The 18,782-nt window shown below is 66.0% G+C and carries 13 protein-coding genes, 2 tRNA genes and 1 pseudogene; all 16 read left to right on the top strand.

What is annotated here, in order from left to right; genetic code table 11:
- Nucleotides 1-72, top strand: a pseudogene (locus A8M77_RS35850) (elongation factor Tu); the annotation flags it as partial.
- A 10-nt stretch (nucleotides 73-82) separates the two neighbouring features.
- Nucleotides 83-158 (top strand) — tRNA-Trp (locus tag A8M77_RS33835).
- A gap of 107 nt (nucleotides 159-265) precedes the next feature.
- Nucleotides 266-649: a preprotein translocase subunit SecE gene (gene secE, locus A8M77_RS33830; protein WP_086925856.1), complete on the top strand. Its 384-nt coding sequence runs from the start codon at nucleotides 266-268 to the stop codon at nucleotides 647-649.
- Nucleotides 649-1,245: a transcription termination/antitermination protein NusG gene (nusG, locus tag A8M77_RS33825; protein ID WP_086925855.1), complete on the top strand. Its 597-nt coding sequence runs from the start codon at nucleotides 649-651 to the stop codon at nucleotides 1,243-1,245. The genes secE and nusG overlap by 1 nt, the downstream gene beginning before the upstream one ends.
- Before the next feature lie 118 nt (nucleotides 1,246-1,363).
- Nucleotides 1,364-1,795, top strand: a complete 432-nt coding sequence (rplK, locus tag A8M77_RS33820; RefSeq protein WP_028252759.1) for a 50S ribosomal protein L11 — start codon at nucleotides 1,364-1,366, stop codon at nucleotides 1,793-1,795.
- Nucleotides 1,796-2,497 (top strand): 50S ribosomal protein L1, encoded by a 702-nt coding sequence (rplA, locus tag A8M77_RS33815; RefSeq protein WP_086925854.1) that lies wholly within the window; start codon nucleotides 1,796-1,798, stop codon nucleotides 2,495-2,497.
- Nucleotides 2,498-2,788: 291 nt separating this feature from the next.
- On the top strand, nucleotides 2,789-3,334 hold the full coding sequence (rplJ, locus tag A8M77_RS33810; protein ID WP_086925853.1) for a 50S ribosomal protein L10: 546 nt from the start codon (nucleotides 2,789-2,791) through the stop codon (nucleotides 3,332-3,334).
- Nucleotides 3,335-3,376: 42 nt separating this feature from the next.
- A complete protein-coding gene (rplL, locus tag A8M77_RS33805) occupies nucleotides 3,377-3,754 on the top strand; it encodes a 50S ribosomal protein L7/L12 (protein WP_086925852.1) in 378 nt (125 codons plus the stop codon).
- Between the two features lie 249 nt (nucleotides 3,755-4,003).
- Nucleotides 4,004-8,128, top strand: a complete 4,125-nt coding sequence (rpoB, locus tag A8M77_RS33800) for a DNA-directed RNA polymerase subunit beta (RefSeq protein ID WP_086925851.1) — start codon at nucleotides 4,004-4,006, stop codon at nucleotides 8,126-8,128.
- Nucleotides 8,129-8,147: 19 nt separating this feature from the next.
- Nucleotides 8,148-12,389: a DNA-directed RNA polymerase subunit beta' gene (gene rpoC, locus A8M77_RS33795; protein WP_086925850.1), complete on the top strand. Its 4,242-nt coding sequence runs from the start codon at nucleotides 8,148-8,150 to the stop codon at nucleotides 12,387-12,389.
- Between the two features lie 80 nt (nucleotides 12,390-12,469).
- Nucleotides 12,470-13,066 (top strand): lema family protein, encoded by a 597-nt coding sequence (locus A8M77_RS33790; protein WP_086925849.1) that lies wholly within the window; start codon nucleotides 12,470-12,472, stop codon nucleotides 13,064-13,066.
- A 29-nt stretch (nucleotides 13,067-13,095) separates the two neighbouring features.
- Nucleotides 13,096-14,469 (top strand): 16S rRNA (cytosine(967)-C(5))-methyltransferase RsmB, encoded by a 1,374-nt coding sequence (gene rsmB / locus A8M77_RS33785; RefSeq protein ID WP_238137069.1) that lies wholly within the window; start codon nucleotides 13,096-13,098, stop codon nucleotides 14,467-14,469.
- 37 nt (nucleotides 14,470-14,506) lie between these two features.
- Nucleotides 14,507-15,079 (top strand): DUF4390 domain-containing protein, encoded by a 573-nt coding sequence (locus tag A8M77_RS33780; RefSeq protein WP_238137070.1) that lies wholly within the window; start codon nucleotides 14,507-14,509, stop codon nucleotides 15,077-15,079.
- Entirely contained in the window at nucleotides 15,076-17,403 is a 2,328-nt protein-coding gene (locus tag A8M77_RS33775) for a sensor histidine kinase (RefSeq protein WP_086925847.1), read from the top strand. The genes A8M77_RS33780 and A8M77_RS33775 overlap by 4 nt, the downstream gene beginning before the upstream one ends.
- Nucleotides 17,404-17,468: 65 nt before the next feature.
- Nucleotides 17,469-18,167, top strand: coding sequence for a response regulator (locus A8M77_RS33770; RefSeq protein WP_086925846.1), 699 nt, complete (start codon nucleotides 17,469-17,471; stop codon nucleotides 18,165-18,167).
- A gap of 18 nt (nucleotides 18,168-18,185) precedes the next feature.
- A tRNA-Phe gene (locus A8M77_RS33765) sits at nucleotides 18,186-18,261 on the top strand.
- Nucleotides 18,262-18,782: the final 521 nt, after the last annotated feature.

The following is an 18,782-nucleotide window of genomic DNA, read 5'->3' as shown; positions in this document are numbered from 1 at the left end:
CTGCGCTTCGCCATCCGCGAGGGTGGCCGCACCGTGGGTTCGGGCGTGGTGGCGAAGATCCTGGACGTCTAAAGCGATCCACAGGGGTATAGCTCAATTGGCAGAGCGTCGGTCTCCAAAACCGAAGGTTGTAGGTTCGATTCCTACTGCCCCTGCCACCTGAAGGTGGCTCCGAAAAAAGCCCGTCACGACCTGACGGGCTTCGGCGTCTAGGAAGGTGCCGTGAATTGAAGAGGCCGCAAGGCCGCAGGAATATTTGCCCAAGATGGCCACTTCTCAAATCGAAACCGTGAGCACTGGCGCCGACAAGGCCAAGATGGCTGTGGCTGTCGTGCTGGCGGTGGGCGCCATCGTGGCGTTCTATCTGCTAGCGCGCCAGGGTGTGCTCGTGCAGTGGGCCGTCCTGCTCGTGGGATTGGCGGCTGCCGTCGGTGCGTTCGCGAGCTCCGAGAATGGCCGGCAGTTGTGGGCCTTCGGCCGCGATTCGTGGCGCGAGGTCAAGAAGGTCGTGTGGCCGACGCGTAAGGAAGCGATCCAGATGACGGCCTATGTGTTCGCCTTCGTCGTGGTCATGTCCATCTTCCTTTGGCTCACCGACAAGACGCTCGAATGGGTGTTCTTCGATCTCATCCTGGGCTGGAGAAAATAATGACTGACGACGCTGTCGAGTTGAAGCCTGAAGATGGCGCCGTGCTGGCGCCCCCCGCCAACCCGGACTTCCGCTGGTACGTGGTCCACGCCTATTCGGGCATGGAAAAGGCCGTGGAGCGCAACATCATCGAGCGCATCAACCGCGCCGGCATGCAGGGCAAGTTCGGCCGCATCCTGGTGCCGACGGAAGAGGTGGTCGAGGTCCGCAACGGCCAGAAGCGCACCACTGAGCGCCGCTTCTTCCCTGGCTATGTGCTGGTCGAGATGATCATGGAAGACGACACGTGGCACCTGGTGAAGCACACCAACAAGGTGACGGGTTTCGTCGGCGGCGCGAAAAACCGCCCGGCTCCGATCTCGCAGAAGGAAGTCGAGGACATCGTCAGCCAGATGCAGCAGGGCACCGAGAAGCCGCGTCACAAGGTCGAGTTCACCGTGGGCGAGTTCGTGCGCGTCAAGGAGGGCCCGTTCACCGACTTCAACGGCTCGGTCGAGGAAGTCAACTACGAGAAGAGCAAGGTGCGCGTCTCGGTCATGATCTTCGGCCGCGCGACGCCCGTCGAGCTCGAATTCGGTCAGGTCGAGAAGACCTGAGTATTTTTTGAGGACCCGGTGCTTCCCGACTCGGCGCCGGATCTTGTTTCGAGAGTCGTCAACCCCGGGGAGCTGCGGCTGAACAAGCCAAGGCGCTAAGACCCGCAAGGAGAAAAGCATGGCGAAGAAAATCGTCGGCTTCATCAAGCTGCAAGTGCCAGCTGGTAAAGCCAACCCGTCGCCGCCGATCGGCCCCGCACTGGGCCAGCGCGGTTTGAACATCATGGAATTCTGCAAGGCGTTCAACGCGCAGACCCAGGGCGTCGAGCCCGGCCTGCCGCTGCCGGTGGTCATCACCGCGTTCGCCGACAAGAGCTTCACCTTCATCATCAAGACGCCGCCGGCGATCACACTGATCAAGAAGGCCATCAAGCTCGAGAAGGGTTCCGCCCGTCCGCACACGGACAAGGTCGGCAAGATCACGCGTGCCCAGCTCGAAGAGATCGCCAAGACCAAGATGAAGGACCTGACGGCAGCCGACTTGGACGCCGCGGTCCGCACCATCGCCGGCTCGGCCCGCTCGATGGGCGTGAATGTGGAGGGCGTGTAAATGGCCAAGATCACGAAGAAGCAGAAGGCGCTCGCCGGTAAGGTCGACAGCACCAAGCTGTACCCGCTCACCGAAGCCATCGGCATCGTCAAGGAAGCCGCTACCGCGAAGTTCGATGAATCGATCGACGTGGCGGTGCAGCTCGGCATCGATGCCAAGAAGTCCGACCAGGTGGTGCGTGGCGCCGTCGTGATGCCCAACGGCACCGGCAAGACCAAGCGCGTGGCTGTATTCGCCCAGGGTGCCAAGGCCGAGGAAGCCAAGGCCGCCGGGGCCGACATCGTCGGCATGGACGACCTCGCCGCCCAGGTGAAGGCCGGTGACATGCCCTTCGACGTGGTGATCGCCGCGCCGGACGCGATGCGCGTGGTCGGTGCGCTGGGTCAGATCCTGGGCCCGCGCGGCCTGATGCCGAACCCCAAGGTCGGCACCGTGACGCCCGATGTCGCCACCGCGGTGAAGAACGCCAAGGCTGGCCAGGTGCAGTTCCGCGTCGACAAGGCCGGGATCATCCACGGCACGATCGGCCGCCGCTCCTTCGACACCGAGAAGCTGCAGGGCAATCTCTCGGCGCTGATCGAGGCGCTGGTCAAGGCAAAGCCGGCCTCGAGCAAGGGCGTGTACCTGCGCAAAGTGGCCGTGTCGTCGACGATGGGTGTGGGTGTCCGCGTGGACATGCAGACCATCTCGACCCAGGGCTGAAGAAGATGAGAAAAGGGCCTTGCCGCGGCAGGGCCCGATGAGATTGCCCCCCGGCTGTTCAAGGGTGGTGGGGCGATGTGGTGGGTCGGCAAGGCGTGCAAGCGTCTGGCCGGGCCATCCAAGACCGCTGGCGTGCAGGAGGGCCTGCACTCAATTGCCTCTTCTCCATCGCGAGGCCACCAGCGCAGATGGCGATCCCGCTGCAAGGAATCCGTTTCCGAAACAGTTGGTCGCTGCATGAAGCGCATCCCGAGGCCCTAAACCGAAAGATGCATTGAAAAGGAGTAGACCTTGAGTCTGAATCGCAGTGAGAAAGAAGCGGTCATCAATGACGTGACCAGCCTCGCCGCAAAAGCTCAAACGCTCGTGATGGCGGAATACCGTGGCATCACGGTCGCCGACATGACCCGTCTGCGCAACGATGCGCGCAGCAAGGGTGTGACCCTGAGTGTTCTCAAGAACACCCTGGCACGCCGTGCTGTCGCAGGGAGCGCTTTCGAAGTCGTCGGTGACCAGATGACCGGTCCGCTGATCTATGGCTTCTCCGAGGATGCCGTGGCCGCCGCGAAGGTGGTGGCCGATTTCGCGAAGACCAACGACAAGCTGGTCATTCGCGGCGGCGCCTTCGGTGGCAAGGCCCTGGACGTCGAAGGCGTGAAGCAACTGGCCAGCATCCCCTCCAAGGAAGTGCTGCTGGCCCAGCTGCTGGGCTTGATGCAGTCCCCGATCTCGCGCACGGCCCGTGTCCTGGCCGCGCTCGCCGAGAAGCGTGGCGGTGGCGAAGCGCCGGCGGAGGCCGCGGCCGAAGCCCCGGCCGAAGCCCCGGCTGCAGCCTGAGCTTGCTTTTGAAAATTTCAACCCAATTGTTAGGAAACCCAAATGGCATTCGATAAAGACGCATTTCTGACCGCTCTCGACAGCATGACGGTCCTGGAGCTCAACGATCTGGTGAAGGCGATCGAAGAGAAGTTCGGCGTGAGCGCCGCAGCCATGGCCGCCCCGGCCGCCGGCGGTGGCGGTGCTGCCGCCGCAGCCGTCGAGGAAAAGACCGAGTTCAACGTCGTCCTGACCGACGCCGGCGCGAACAAGGTGGCTGCGATCAAGGCCGTGCGCGAAATCACCGGCCTTGGCCTGAAGGAAGCCAAGGACCTGGTGGAAGCCGCCCCCAAGGCCGTGAAGGAAGGCGTGGCCAAGGCCGACGCCGAAGCCATGCTGAAGAAGCTGGTCGAAGCCGGCGCCAAGGCGGAACTGAAGTAATTCGGTTCTCCCGCAGGGCTGGAGTGCGCCGGAAGGCCCTCCAGCCTTTGCCGCTTTCAGAGCGCACCCAAAAACCGCTGTTTCCCGGCCGTTTTTGAGTGTCTTCTGACCCCGACTGCAGAAGACCCCTTGGTTCGGGCGATGTGCAACGCATCGCCGTCCGCCAACGGCTGGTAGTGGCCAGCCGCCAAGCAGGGGCGCGAAAGCGCTGCTGACAAGTCGCTGAAGATCTCAAAGCCCGGAGCTCTCATGGCCCAAACGTCCACGTACAGTTACACCGAACGCAAGCGCATCCGAAAGAATTTCGGCAACCGCGCAAGCGTCGTCGAAATTCCCTACCTGCTGCAGATGCAGAAGGACGCCTACACCGCGTTCCTGCAAGCGGGTGTCCCGCCCCAGAAACGCACCGTGGAAGGCCTGCAGGCCGCTTTCGACGCCGCCTTCCCGATCGTGTCGCATAACGGCTTCGTGGAAATGAAGTTCCTCGAGTACAACCTGGCGAAGCCGGCCTTCGACGTGCGCGAGTGCCAGACCCGCGGCCTGACCTATGCGTCGGCAGTGCGCGCCAAGGTGCAACTGATCATCTATGACCGCGAGTCCTCGACGCCGCAGTCCAAGGTGGTCAAGGAAGTGAAGGAACAAGAGGTCTACATGGGCGAAGTGCCGCTCATGACCGACAAGGGCTCCTTCATCATCAACGGCACGGAGCGCGTGATCGTCTCGCAGCTGCACCGTTCGCCGGGCGTGTTCTTCGAGCATGACAAGGGCAAGACGCACAGCTCGGGCAAGCTGCTGTTCTCGGCCCGCGTGATCCCCTACCGCGGTTCCTGGCTGGACTTCGAGTTCGACCCGAAGGACATGCTGTACTTCCGCGTCGACCGCCGCCGCAAGATGCCGGTGACGATCCTGCTCAAGGCCATCGGCCTGAACCCGGAATCGATCCTCGCCAACTTCTTCGTCAACGACAACTTCCGCCTGATGGACAGCGGCGCGCAGATGGAGTTCGTCTCCGAGCGCCTGCGCGGCGAAGTCGCGCGCTTCGACATCACCGACAAGTCGGGCAAGGTCGTGGTCGCGAAGGACAAGCGCGTCACCGCGCGCCACACGCGCGAGCTGGAGCAGACGGAAACCACGCACATCAGCGTGCCGGAAGACTTCCTGGTCGGCCGTGTGCTGGCCCGCAACATCGTCGATGCCGACTCCGGCGAGATCCTGGCCAAGGCCAACGACGAGCTGACCGAGTCGCTGCTGAAGAAGCTGCGCGCCGCCGGCGTGCAGGAAATCCAGTGCATCTACACCAACGAACTCGACCAGGGCGCGTACATCTCGCAGACCCTGCGCATCGACGAAACCGCCGATGAGTTCGCCGCGCGCGTGGCCATCTACCGCATGATGCGCCCCGGCGAGCCGCCGACGGAAGACGCGGTGCAGGCCCTGTTCCAGCGCCTGTTCTACAACCCCGACACCTACGACCTGTCGCGCGTCGGCCGCATGAAGTTCAACGCCAAGGTCGGCCGCGACGAGTCGACCGGTCCGATGGTGCTGACCAACGAGGACATCCTCGCGGTCGTGAAGATCCTGGTCGACCTGCGCAACGGCCGCGGCGAAGTGGACGACATCGACCACCTCGGCAACCGCCGCGTGCGCTGCGTCGGCGAGCTGGCCGAGAACCAGTACCGTACCGGTCTCGCCCGCATCGAGAAGGCCGTGAAGGAGCGTCTGGGCCAGGCCGAGCAAGAGCCGCTGATGCCGCACGACCTGATCAACAGCAAGCCGATCTCGGCCGCGCTGAAGGAATTCTTCGGCGCCTCGCAACTGTCGCAGTTCATGGACCAGACCAACCCGCTGTCCGAGATCACGCACAAGCGCCGCGTCTCGGCCCTCGGCCCCGGCGGTCTGACCCGCGAGCGTGCCGGCTTCGAAGTGCGTGACGTGCACGTCACGCACTACGGCCGCGTGTGCCCGATCGAGACGCCTGAAGGCCCGAACATCGGCCTGATCAATTCGCTGGCGCTCTACGCCCGCCTGAACGAGTACGGCTTCATCGAGACGCCGTACCGTCGCGTGGCGGACGGCAAGGTCACGAACGACATCGACTACCTGTCGGCCATCGAGGAAGGCAAGTACGTGATCGCGCAGGCCAACGCCGCGCTCGACAAGGACGGCCGCCTCACTGGCGACCTGGTGTCGGCGCGCGAGACCGGCGAGTCGATCCTGGTCTCGGCCGAGCGCGTGCAGTACATGGACGTGTCGCCGGCGCAGATCGTCTCGGTGGCCGCCTCGCTGGTGCCCTTCCTGGAGCACGACGATGCGAACCGCGCGCTGATGGGCGCCAACATGCAGCGCCAGGCGGTACCCGTGCTGCGTCCCGAGAAGGCCTTCGTCGGTACCGGCATCGAGCGCGTCTCCGCGATCGACTCCGGCACGGTGGTCACCGCCACCCGCGGCGGCGTGGTCGACTACGTCGACGCCACCCGCATCGTGGTGCGCGTGAACGACGCCGAGGCGGCGGCGGGCGAAGTCGGCGTGGACATCTACAACCTGATCAAGTATCAGCGTTCGAACCAGAACACGAACATCCACCAGCGTCCGATCGTCAAGCGCGGCGACAAGATCGCCAAGGGTGACGTCATCGCCGACGGCGCCTCGACCGACCTGGGCGAGCTCGCGCTCGGCCAGAACATGCTGGTCGCGTTCATGCCCTGGAACGGCTACAACTTCGAGGACTCGATCCTGATCAGCGAGCGCGTGGTCGCCGAAGACCGCTACACCTCGATCCACATCGAGGAACTGGTGGTGATGGCCCGCGACACCAAGCTGGGCGCGGAAGAAATCACACGCGACATCCCGAATCTGGCCGAGCAGCAGCTCAACCGCCTGGACGAATCCGGGATCATCTACGTCGGCGCAGAAGTGCAGCCCGGCGACACGCTGGTGGGCAAGGTCACGCCGAAGGGCGAGACCACGCTGACGCCGGAAGAGAAGCTGCTGCGCGCCATCTTCGGCGAGAAGGCTTCGGACGTGAAGGACACCTCGCTGCGCGTCGACCAGGGCTCGCAGGGCACGGTGATCGACGTCCAGGTGTTCACCCGCGAAGGCATCCAGCGCGACAAGCGCGCCCAGCAGATCATCGACGACGAGCTCAAGCGCTTCCGCCTCGACCTGAACGACCAGTTGCGCATCGTCGAGGCCGACGCCTTCGACCGGATCGAGAAGCTCCTGACCGGCAAGGTCGCCAACGGCGGCCCGAACAAGCTGGCCAAGGGCAGCAAGCTCGACAAGGCCTACCTGTCCTCGATCGAGAAGTTCCACTGGTTCGACATCCGCCCGGCGGAAGACGAGGTGGCCTCGCAGCTCGAGTCGATCAAGAACTCGCTGGAGCAGACGCGCCACAGCTTCGACCTCGCCTTCGAGGAGAAGCGCAAGAAGCTGACGCAGGGCGACGAGCTGCCCGCCGGCGTGCTCAAGATGGTCAAGGTCTACCTGGCCGTCAAGCGCCGCCTGCAGCCCGGCGACAAGATGGCCGGCCGCCACGGCAACAAGGGTGTGGTTTCCAAGATCGTTCCGGTCGAGGACATGCCGCACATGGCTGACGGCACGCCTTGCGACATCTGCCTGAACCCGCTGGGTGTGCCTTCGCGGATGAACGTCGGGCAGGTGCTCGAGGTGCATCTGGGTTGGGCCGGCAAGGGCGTGGGCCAGCGCATCGGCGACCTGCTGCAGCACGAGGCCAAGGTGGCCGAGCTGCGTCAGTTCATGGACAAGCTCTACAACGGCTCGGGCCGCAAGGAAGACCTCGCGAAGCTGAGCGATGCCGACGTGCTCGAGATGGCCGGGAACCTGGCGACCGGCGTGCCTTTCGCGACGCCGGTGTTCGACGGTGCCTCGGAAGAGGAAATCCGCGGCATGCTGCAGTTGGCCTATCCGGACGAGATCGCCAAGGCCAAGGGCCTGACCGCGTCGCGTACGCAGGCCTACCTGTACGACGGCCGCACGGGTGACCAGTTCGAGCGTCCGGTCACGGTCGGCTACATGCACGTGCTCAAGCTGCACCACCTGGTGGACGACAAGATGCACGCCCGCTCGACCGGCCCGTACAGCCTGGTCACGCAGCAGCCGCTGGGCGGCAAGGCGCAGTTCGGCGGCCAGCGCTTCGGGGAAATGGAAGTGTGGGCGCTCGAAGCCTACGGCGCTTCCTACGTCCTGCAGGAAATGCTGACCGTGAAGTCCGACGACGTGCAGGGCCGCACCAAGGTCTACGAAAGCATCGTCAAGGGCGAACACTCGATCGAAGCCGGCATGCCGGAATCGTTCAACGTGCTGGTCAAGGAAATCCGTTCGCTGGGTCTCGATATCGAGCTCGAGCGTTCGTAACAGAAGGGGAAAGAGTCATATGAAATCGCTACTCGACCTGTTCAAGCAATTCACGCCGGACGAGCATTTCGATGCCATCCGCATCGGCATGGCTTCGCCCGAGAAGATCCGTTCGTGGTCCTTCGGCGAGGTGAAGAAGCCCGAGACCATCAACTACCGGACCTTCAAGCCCGAGCGGGACGGCCTGTTCTGCGCCAAGATCTTCGGCCCGATCAAGGACTACGAGTGCCTGTGCGGCAAGTACAAGCGCCTCAAGCACCGCGGCGTGATCTGCGAGAAGTGCGGCGTCGAAGTCACGCAGACCAAGGTGCGCCGCGAGCGCATGGGCCACATCGACCTGGCCGCGCCCTGCGCCCACATCTGGTTCCTGAAGTCGCTGCCGTCGCGCCTGGGCCTGGTGCTCGACATGACGCTGCGCGACATCGAGCGCGTGCTGTACTTCGAAGCCTATGTCATCACCGACCCCGGCATGACCCCGCTGAAGAAGTTCGGCATCATGTCCGAGGACGACTACGACGCGAAGCGCAAGGAATACGGTGACGAGTTCGTCGCCAAGATGGGCGCCGAGGGCATCAAGGACCTGCTGATGGGCATCGAGCTCGACAGCGAGATCGAGAAGCTGCGCGGCGACCTGACCGGCTCCGAGGTCAAGGTCAAGAAGAACTCCAAGCGCCTCAAGGTGCTGGAAGCCTTCCGCAAGTCGGGCATCAAGCCCGAGTGGATGGTCCTGGACGTGCTGCCCGTGTTGCCGCCGGACCTGCGTCCGCTGGTGCCGCTGGACGGCGGCCGTTTCGCAACCTCCGACCTGAACGACCTGTATCGCCGCGTCATCAACCGCAACAGCCGACTGCGCCGCCTGCTCGAACTGAAGGCGCCGGAAATCATCGCGCGCAACGAGAAGCGCATGCTGCAGGAAGCCGTCGACTCGCTGCTCGACAACGGCCGCCGCGGCAAGGCCATGACCGGCGCCAACAAGCGCGCGCTCAAGTCGCTGGCCGACATGATCAAGGGCAAGAGCGGCCGCTTCCGCCAGAACCTGCTGGGCAAGCGCGTCGACTACTCGGGCCGTTCGGTCATCGTGGTGGGCCCGACGCTCAAGCTGCACCAGTGCGGCCTGCCGAAGCTGATGGCGCTCGAGCTCTTCAAGCCCTTCATCTTCTCGCGCCTGGAAGCCATGGGCATCGCGACCACCATCAAGGCCGCGAAGAAGGAAGTCGAATCCGGCACGCCGGTGGTGTGGGACATCCTGGAAGAGGTGATCAAGGAGCACCCGGTGATGCTGAACCGCGCACCGACGCTGCACCGACTCGGCATCCAGGCCTTCGAGCCGATCCTGATCGAAGGCAAGGCGATCCAGCTGCACCCGCTGGTCTGCGCGGCCTTCAACGCCGACTTCGACGGCGACCAGATGGCCGTGCACGTGCCCCTGTCGGTGGAAGCGCAGATGGAAGCCCGCACGCTGATGCTGGCCTCCAACAACGTGCTGTTCCCGGCCAGCGGCGAGCCCTCCATCGTGCCTTCGCAGGACGTGGTGCTGGGCCTGTACTACACGACGCGCGAGCGCATCAACGGCAAGGGCGAGGGCCTGATCTTCTCCGACATCGGTGAAGTGCAGCGCGCGCTCGACGCCGGCGTGGTCGAGCTCACCGCCAAGGTGAGCGTGCGCATCACCGAGTACACGAAGGACAAGGAAACGGGCGAATTCACCCCCGGCACCTCGCTGGTCGACACCACCGTCGGCCGCGCGCTGCTGTCGGAGATCCTGCCCAAGGGCCTGCCCTTCGCGAACATCAACAAGGCGCTGAAGAAGAAGGAAATCTCGCGCCTGATCAACGCCTCCTTCCGCAAATGCGGCCTGAAGGAGACCGTGGTCTTCGCCGACAAGCTGCTGCAGAACGGCTTCCGCCTGGCGACCAAGGCCGGCATCTCGATCGCCATCGACGACATGCTGGTGCCGTCCGAGAAGCACGGGATCATCGACCGCTCGGCCAAGGAAGTGAAGGAGATCGAGCAGCAGTACGTCTCGGGCCTGGTCACGGCCGGCGAGCGCTACAACAAGGTGGTCGACATCTGGGGCAAGGCCGGCGACGAGGTGTCGAAGGTCATGATGTCCAAGCTGTCGAAGGAGAAGGTCACCGACCGCAACGGCAAGGAAGTGGAGCAGGAGTCCTTCAACTCCATCTACATGATGGCCGACTCGGGCGCCCGCGGTTCTGCTGCGCAGATCCGGCAGGTGGCCGGCATGCGGGGCCTGATGGCCAAGCCGGACGGCTCCATCATCGAGACGCCGATCACCGCGAACTTCCGCGAAGGCCTGAACGTGCTGGAGTACTTCATCTCCACCCACGGTGCCCGGAAAGGTCTGGCCGACACGGCGCTGAAGACCGCGAACTCCGGCTACCTGACGCGTCGCCTGGTCGACGTGACGCAGGACCTGGTCGTGATCGAGCAGGACTGTGGCACCGCCGACGGCACCGTCATGCGCGCCATTGTCGAGGGCGGTGAAGTCATCGAGTCGCTGCGCGAACGTATCCTGGGCCGTACCGCGGCCGAGGACGTGCTGCACCCCGAGACCCGCGCCGTGCTGGCCAATGCCGGCGACATGCTGGACGAGGACACGATCGAGGCGCTGGAAGCCGAAGGCGTGGACGAGGTCAAGGTGCGCACCGCGCTCACCTGCGCCACCCGCTTCGGCCTGTGCGCCAAGTGCTACGGCCGCGACCTGGGCCGCGGCGGCCTGGTGAACAACGGCGAGGCGGTCGGGGTGATCGCGGCGCAGTCGATCGGTGAGCCCGGCACGCAGCTGACGATGCGGACCTTCCACATCGGCGGTGCGGCGTCGCGCGCGGCGGTGGCGTCGAGCGTCGAGGCCAAGTCCAACGGCCTGATCGGCTTCAACGCCACGATGCGCTACGTGACCAACAGCAAGAACGAGCTGGTGGTGATCGCGCGCTCGGGCGAGATCATCATCCACGACGAGCATGGCCGCGAGCGCGAACGCCACAAGGTGCCGTACGGCGCCACGCTGACGGTCAAGGCCGACCAGCAGGTCAAGGCTGGCCACGTGCTGGCCAACTGGGATCCGCTGACGCGCCCGATCATCACGGAATTCGCCGGCCGCACCAAGTTCGAGAACGTCGAGGAAGGCCTCACGGTGGCCAAGCAGGTCGACGAAGTCACCGGCCTGTCGACCCTGGTGGTCATCGATCCGAAGCGCCGCGGCGCTGCCAAGGTCGTGCGTCCGCAGGTGAAGCTGGTCGACGTCGCGGGCAGCGAGGTCAAGATCCCCGGCACCGACCACTCGGTGACGATCGGCTTCCCGGTCGGCGCCCTGGTGCAGGTGCGCGACGGCCAGGACGTGGGTCCCGGCGAGGTGCTGGCGCGTATTCCGGTCGAAGGCCAGAAGACCCGCGACATCACCGGCGGTCTGCCGCGGGTGGCCGAGCTGTTCGAAGCCCGTTCGCCCAAGGACAAGGGCATGCTGGCCGAGATGACCGGCACGGTCTCCTTCGGCAAGGAAACCAAGGGCAAGGTGCGGCTGCAGATCACCGATCCGGACGGCAAGGTCTGGGAAGAGCTGGTGCCCAAGGAGAAGAACATCCTGGTGCACGAAGGCCAGGTGGTGAACAAGGGCGAGTCGATCGTCGACGGCCCGGCCGATCCGCAGGACATCCTGCGCCTGCTGGGCTCCGAGGAACTGGCGCGCTACATCGTGGACGAGGTGCAGGACGTGTACCGCCTGCAGGGCGTGAAGATCAACGACAAGCACATCGAGGTGATCGTTCGCCAGATGCTGCGCCGCGTCGTGGTCGAGAACCCGGGCGACACCAACTACATCGCCGGCGAGCAGGTGGAACGCAGCGAGATCCTGAACACCAACGACGCCCTGCGCGCCGAGGACAAGATCCCCGCGACCTACACCAACCTGCTGCTGGGTATCACGAAGGCATCGCTCTCGACCGACAGCTTCATCAGCGCCGCGTCCTTCCAGGAAACGACGCGCGTGCTGACCGAAGCCGCGATCATGGGCAAGCGCGACGAGCTGCGCGGGCTGAAGGAAAACGTCATCGTCGGCCGCCTGATCCCCGCGGGCACCGGCATGGCCTATCACCAGGCGCGCAAGGCCAAGGACGCGATGGACGAGGCCGAGCGCCGCGCGATCGCCGAGGCGGAAGCCGCCGAGCTCGCCGGCAGCGCCACGTCCACGACGACCGAGGATGCGAGCACGGCCGATGCCAGCGAAGGCGCCGCGACCGAATAACCGGCTAGCATCGCCGGCATGACCGGTCTCCCACGCCCCCTTTCCGCCCGCGGATCGGGGGCTTTTTTCTGCCTCCCGCGATGAGCTTCGTTCCCGAATCGTGGCCGTGGTGGATCGTGGGGGCCGTGGTGCTCTTCTGGTTCGTCGGCGCATACAACCGCATCGTGCGGCTGCGCTCGGCGGCGCTGCAGGCCTATGCGGCGCTCGACGCCGCGCTGGTGCGGCAGCTCGATTTCGTGCAGGCGCGGTCGGCCGACGTGCCGCCGGCGCAGGCTGCCGTATCCGGCCATGGGGCGGACGCTTCGCTGCAGGCGTCCGCCGGCCAACTGATCACGCTGCTGGCCGCCACGCGTCTCAAGCCGCTGGACCCGGCCGGCATCGCCGCGCTGGGAACGGCGCTGCACGTGATGCTGGGCGCCTGGCAGCGGCTGTATCCCGATGCGGTGGTCAGTTTCGAGGCCGATGGCACGCTGTCCCGGCCCGCACCCCTCGGCGGACGGGAGGAACTCATCGCCGGCGCGGTCCCCATGGCGTGGCCGGAACCCTCGGCCGCGGCCGAGATCGCGCGCAGCCAGTTCAATCAGGCGGTGCACCAGTACAACACGGCCATCGCCCAGTTCCCGGCGCTGCTGGTGGCGTGGATCATGCAGTTGCGACCGGCAGCGCCTTTGCGCTGACATCGCACTCCCTCATCATCGACTCCAAGTTGGCAGACTCTTCCGATCCCATCGCCGCATCGCAGCCCTTTGCGCCACCGCTTTGGCGCCAGTTGCAGCTCACCGCCGTCGCGCTGGCCGCGATCCGTGGTGGCGTGTCCGGCACCGTGGCCTTCGACGCCGTGCCGCCGGACCAGAGGCCCGGCGTCCAGGCGCTGGGCTTCCAGGTGCTGCGCCGGCTCGGCCGGGCCGAGGCCCTGCGCCGGCAATTGGCCAAGCGCACCCCGCCGCCGGCCGCCGATGCCCTGCTGTGCACCGCGCTGGCGCTGGCCTGGGACCCCAAACTGGCGCCCTACGAGCCCTTCACCCTCGTCGACCAGGCGGTCGAGGCGGCCAAGCGCAATCCTGGCACGCGCGCCCAGGCCAGCTTCGTCAATGCCTGCCTGCGGCGCTTCCTGCGCGAACGCGAGGACCTTGTCGCCGCCACCGATCGCGAGCCGGTCGCGCAGTGGAACCATCCGCGCTGGTGGATCGAGCGCCTCAAGCGCGACCACCCGCGCGACTGGCAGCGCGTGCTTGCCGCTAACAACACGCAGGCGCCGATGACGCTGCGCGTCAATCCGGCCTGGAGCGACCGGCCGGCCTACCAGGCGGCCCTGGCGGCCGAGGGGCTGCAGGCGACGCCGGTGGCGGCGAGCGGGCTGCAATTGCAGCGCGCCAGGCCGGTGCAGGCGCTGCCGGGCTTCGCCGAGGGCGCCTGCTCGGTCCAGGATGCGGCGGCCCAACTGGCTGCGCCACTCCTGCTCGATGGCCTGCTCGGCACCGCGCCGGGCGGTGCGCCCCTGCGCGTGCTCGACGCGTGCGCGGCACCGGGCGGCAAGACGGCGCACCTGCTGGAACTGGCCGGTCCTGGCGCGATCGAGCTCATCGCCCTCGAGGTCGATGCCGCGCGCAGCCGGCGGATCGACCAGACGCTGGGCCGGCTCGGCCTGGCCGCTCGTGTCGTCGTGGCCGACGCCGTCCGGCCCGAGGCCTGGTGGGACGGCCGGGCCTTCGACGCCATCCTGCTCGATGCGCCCTGCACAGCTTCGGGCATCGTGCGCCGGCATCCCGATGTGCGTTGGCTGCGGCGCGAAAGCGACACCGAGCAGCTCGCGCTCCAGCAGGCCATGCTGCTCGCCGCGCTCTGGCCCCTGGTCCGGCCGGGTGGGCGCCTGCTCTACTGCACCTGTTCGGTTTTCCGGGAAGAGGGCGCGCACCAGATCGATGCGTTCCTTGCACACAACACCGACGCCGCTTTGCTGCCCTCGCCGGGGCATTTGCTGCCGCAAAGCGGGGAGATTGCCCACGGCGTCCCGGACAATGCCTTGGGTGACCACGACGGTTTCTTCTACGCCCTGCTCGAAAAACAGCCGCCCCCTTGAATCGCGCGGCGCCGGCTGGCTGGCGGTCCTGCTCGTGCTGGCCTGGCTCCTGGTCTGCTGGCCTGCAACGGCGCCGGCGCAGTCCAAGGGGGCATCGGTCAGCCAGATGCGGCTGGAGCAGGCGGACGACGGCGTCTACCTCAATGCGCAGGTTCAATTCGAGTTGCCGAACCTGGTCGAGGAGGTGCTCGAAAAGGGCATCTCGATCTATTTCGTCGCCGAGGCCGAGTTGTTCCGCGAGCGCTGGTACTGGACCGACCTGCGGGTGGCGCAGGCCGCGCGCCACATGCGCCTGGCCTACCAGCCGCTCACGCGGCGCTGGCGCCTCAACGTCTCGCCGGTGCCGATCACGAATTCCGGCTTCGGCGTGTCGCTGAACCAGAACTTCGATACCCTTGCGGAAGCGCTCGAGGGCGTGCGGCGCGTGGCCCGCTTGCGGCTGGGGGACATCTCCGAGATCGGCGACGAGGGGCTCCACCCCGTGACCTTCCGCTTCCGCCTCGACACCTCCCAACTGCCGCGGCCCTTCCAGATCGGCGTGGTCGGCCACGCCGACTGGAACATCTCCGTCGAGCGCAGCGCACGCCTGCCTCTGGAGAAGATGAAGTGAGCAAGGACTCTCGCGCCGGTGAGGACGCAGCCAGGGCCGCCAGCCGCGCCCGGGCACGGCGCTGGGCTCTCGGCGTGGGCGCCTTCCTGGTCACCGCGATCGGGCTCGTGCTGATGTTCCTGCTTGCGCAGTCCACCAACAACCGGGTGCTCTACGAGCGAAATTACGCGCGCCTGTTCGGCGTCAACGTGGTGGTGGCGGTGGTGCTGGTGCTGGTGATCGGCTGGGTCGCCTTTCGGCTGCTGCGGCGCCTGCGCCAGGGCAAGTTCGGCAGCCGCCTGCTGATCAAGCTGGCCGCCATCTTCGCGCTGGTGGGCGTGGTGCCGGGCGTGCTGGTGTACGTCGTGTCCTATCAGTTCGTGGCGCGCTCGATCGAGAGCTGGTTCGACGTCAAGGTCGAGGGCGCGCTCGATGCCGGCCTGAACCTCGGCCGCGCTACGCTGGATTCCCTGTCCGACGATCTGGTCAGCAAAGTGCGTGGCGCGAGCGGGCAGCTCGCCGATGTGCCGGACGCCAGCGCGGGCCTGGTGCTGGAGCGCATCCGCGACCAGCTCGGGGCCACCGACGTGGTGCTCTGGACCGGCACCGGCCAGTTGATCGCCGGCGCAGGGGCCTCGCGTTTCCAGCTCAATCCCGAGCGGCCCACGTCGCAGCAGTTGCGACAGGCTCGGGTCGATCGCGTCATTTCCCACATCGAGGGCCTGGACGAGAGCCCGACCCCGGGCGCCACGCTGCCGCCGCCGGCCAGCGTGCGGGCAATTGCGCTGGTGCAGCGGCCGGGCTTCGACTTCAACACGGAGCCGCGCTTCCTCCAGGTCACGCAGCCGCTGCCGCCGGCGGTGGTGGCCAATGCGCTGGCGGTGCAGGAGGCGAATCGCGAGTACCAGGAGAGGGCGATCGCGCGCGAGGGCCTGCGCCGCATGTACATCGGCACGCTGACGCTGACGCTCTTCCTCGCCGTGTTCGGCGCCGTGCTGCTCGCCGTGCTGTTCGGCACACAGCTCGCGCGGCCGCTGCTGGTGCTGGCCGATGGCGTGCGCCAGGTGGCCGGCGGCGACCTGCGGCCCACTGCGGTGGTCCAGGGCAAGGACGAGCTCGGCGGCCTCACGCGCTCATTCGCCGTCATGACCCAGCAGCTTGCCGAGGCGCGGGCCGCTGTCGAGAAGACCCTGGGCGAGCTCGACGCGGCGCGCGCCAACCTGCAGACCATCCTCGACAACCTCACCTCGGGCGTCATCGTGCTGGACTCCCGCGGCGTCGTCCTCTCCACCAACCCGGGCGCGACCCGCGTGCTGCGCGCACCGCTCGCCGCCTACGAGGGAAAGCAATTGGTCGACGTGCCCGGCCTGGCCGAGTTCGGGCAGGCAGTGCAGCAGCAGTTCGACGACTTCGAGATCGAGCACCTGCAGCACGGCCTGGACCACTGGCAGCATGCCTTCGAGCTGCACGCCAGCGGCGAGGGCCTGTCGCAGGACGCGGTCAACATCGTGGCGCGCGGCGCGCAACTGCCGGGCGAGGCGCGGCTCCTGGTGTTCGACGACATTTCCGAGATCGTGTCGGCCCAGCGTGCCCAGGCCTGGGGCGAAGTGGCGCGGCGGCTGGCGCACGAGATCAAGAACCCGCTCACGCCGATCCAGCTGTCGGCCGAGCGTCTCGAGATGAAGCTCAGCGGCAAGGTCGCACCGGCCGAGGCCGCGGTGCTGGCCAAGTCGGTCAAGACCATCGTCGACCAGGTCGACGCGATGAAGCGGCTGGTCAACGAGTTCCGCGACTACGCGCGGCTGCCGGCGGCTGACCTCAAGCCGGTGGACCTCAACGCGCTGGTCGCCGACGTGCTGCACCTCTACGGCGCCGAGAATGGCCCCATTGCGCTGCATTGCGAGCTTGACGAGCGCTGCCCGCCGGTACGCGCCGACGCGCAGCAGATCCGGCAAGTCGTTCACAACCTGTTGCAAAACGCTCAGGACGCTGCCGAGGCCGCAGCCCATGGCAGCGGGCGGCGGGGCGAGGTCGTCATTCGTACGCGGCTGGCCGATTCGGGCCAGCGCGTGCGGCTCACCGTGCAAGACAACGGGCCCGGCTTTGCCGAGAACATCCTCAAGCGCGCCTTCGAGCCGTACGTCACGACCAAGACCAAGGGTACCGGGCTGGGTCTCGCGGTGGTCAAGAAGATCGCCGACGAACACGGCGCACGGATCGAACTGTCCAATCGTCTCGTCGACGGGGCTGTGGCTGGCGCGCAAGTCTCGTTATCATTCGCGTTGGCTGTCGGGCCACAGGGAGCGCTCGCTCACGCCAAAGATTCGACGCCGTCTGTCGCCTGAGCATTGGCATGCGGGGCGGTGGACCCACAAGCGAACCCATTTCCGGCGCATAACACCAAGCATTCATGGCAAACATCCTCGTGGTCGACGACGAGCTGGGCATTCGGGACCTGCTCTTCGAAATTCTGAACGACGAAGGCCATAACGTAGAGCTCGCGGAGAACGCGGCAGAGGCCCGTGCCGCCCGGCAGCGGGCCAGGCCCGACCTGGTTCTGCTCGACATCTGGATGCCCGACACCGACGGCGTCACGCTGCTCAAGGAATGGTCGACCGCCGGCCTGCTGAGCATGCCGGTGATCATGATGAGCGGCCACGCAACCATCGACACCGCGGTCGACGCGACCCGTATCGGCGCCTTTGCCTTCCTCGAGAAGCCCATCACCCTGCAGAAACTGCTCAAGGCGGTGGAGCAGGGTCTGGCGCGCGAGAACGCGCGACGTGCCGCCGCCAGCGTGGTGCCGGCGGCATCGAACAACCTGGCCACCGTTGTCACCACTTCGGGCGAAAGCGCACTGGTGCCCGCCATGCCCCAGGGGCCGGCGGCTGACACGGGCCCGCAGGCCATGCAGAGCTTCGACCTGGATAGGCCGCTGCGCGATGCGCGCGACGGTTTCGAGAAGGCCTATTTCGAATTCCACCTTGCGATGGAGAACGGGTCGATGACCCGCGTGGCCGAGAAAACCGGCCTCGAACGAACCCATCTCTATCGCAAGCTCAAGCAACTTGGCGTCGACCTGTCGAGAGGGCGCCGAGGCACTGTATAATCGCAGGCTGCACACCAAGGCCCGGTAGCTCAGTTGGTAGAGCAGCGGATTGAAAATCCGCGTGTCGGTGGTTCGATTCCGCCCCAGGCCACCAGATCGCTAAGCCCTTGATTCTTGACGGAATCAAGGGCTTTCTTGCTTCTGGATCTTCGCTTGCCTCTTGGTTTGGTACACCAAGCAGGTACCCATGGCACTTCCGCTTCAGCTTCATAGAATCGCCGGCGCATCCACTTCACGCCGACGCTCGTTCATGGCCCAACCGTTTCGGTCCAAGACCGGGATCTATCAGAGTGCACGGAGTTCCGGCGCCGCTTCGCGCGAATACTGGAGATGCAGTTCGGTTCCATCCCTTCGCTGAGCGAGCAGATACTGCCGAGCGCATTGCGCAATCCGATCGAGCCGCGATTGGAGTTCCTCGACTCCTCGACGCCGAGTGTGCAGGTGAAGAGCGCATGCTCGAGCCGGCTACTCACGATGCTTCCGTCCTCCGCGTGCTGGAGCAGCCGCACCCGTTGGAGGCTGCAGGCGCTGCACTGACCTGCTCCCCATAGGGCGTACCAGTTGAAGGTTAGTAGAGTCCGTTGTCAGAGGAAGAACGGACATGAAGAAGAGCAG

The organism is Variovorax sp. JS1663 (genome assembly GCF_002157355.1).
Classification (GTDB): Bacteria; Pseudomonadota; Gammaproteobacteria; order Burkholderiales; family Burkholderiaceae_C; genus Variovorax.
The sequence above is the reverse complement of the archived record's forward strand: the minus strand, read 5'-3'. Positions and strand labels throughout refer to the sequence as shown.

Excerpts from the sequence above, each read along its gene's own strand:
- rplA (WP_086925854.1), top strand. The coding sequence starts at position 1,796 with ATGGCCAAGATCACGAAGAAGCAGAAGGCGCTCGCCGGTAAGGTCGAC.
- rplK (WP_028252759.1), top strand. The coding sequence starts at position 1,364 with ATGGCGAAGAAAATCGTCGGCTTCATCAAGCTGCAAGTGCCAGCTGGT.
- nusG (WP_086925855.1), top strand. The coding sequence starts at position 649 with ATGACTGACGACGCTGTCGAGTTGAAGCCTGAAGATGGCGCCGTGCTG.
- secE (WP_086925856.1), top strand. The coding sequence starts at position 266 with ATGGCCACTTCTCAAATCGAAACCGTGAGCACTGGCGCCGACAAGGCC.
- rpoB (WP_086925851.1), top strand. The coding sequence starts at position 4,004 with ATGGCCCAAACGTCCACGTACAGTTACACCGAACGCAAGCGCATCCGA.
- rplL (WP_086925852.1), top strand. The coding sequence starts at position 3,377 with ATGGCATTCGATAAAGACGCATTTCTGACCGCTCTCGACAGCATGACG.
- rpoC (WP_086925850.1), top strand. The coding sequence starts at position 8,148 with ATGAAATCGCTACTCGACCTGTTCAAGCAATTCACGCCGGACGAGCAT.
- A8M77_RS33790 (WP_086925849.1), top strand. The coding sequence starts at position 12,470 with ATGAGCTTCGTTCCCGAATCGTGGCCGTGGTGGATCGTGGGGGCCGTG.
- A8M77_RS33770 (WP_086925846.1), top strand. The coding sequence starts at position 17,469 with ATGGCAAACATCCTCGTGGTCGACGACGAGCTGGGCATTCGGGACCTG.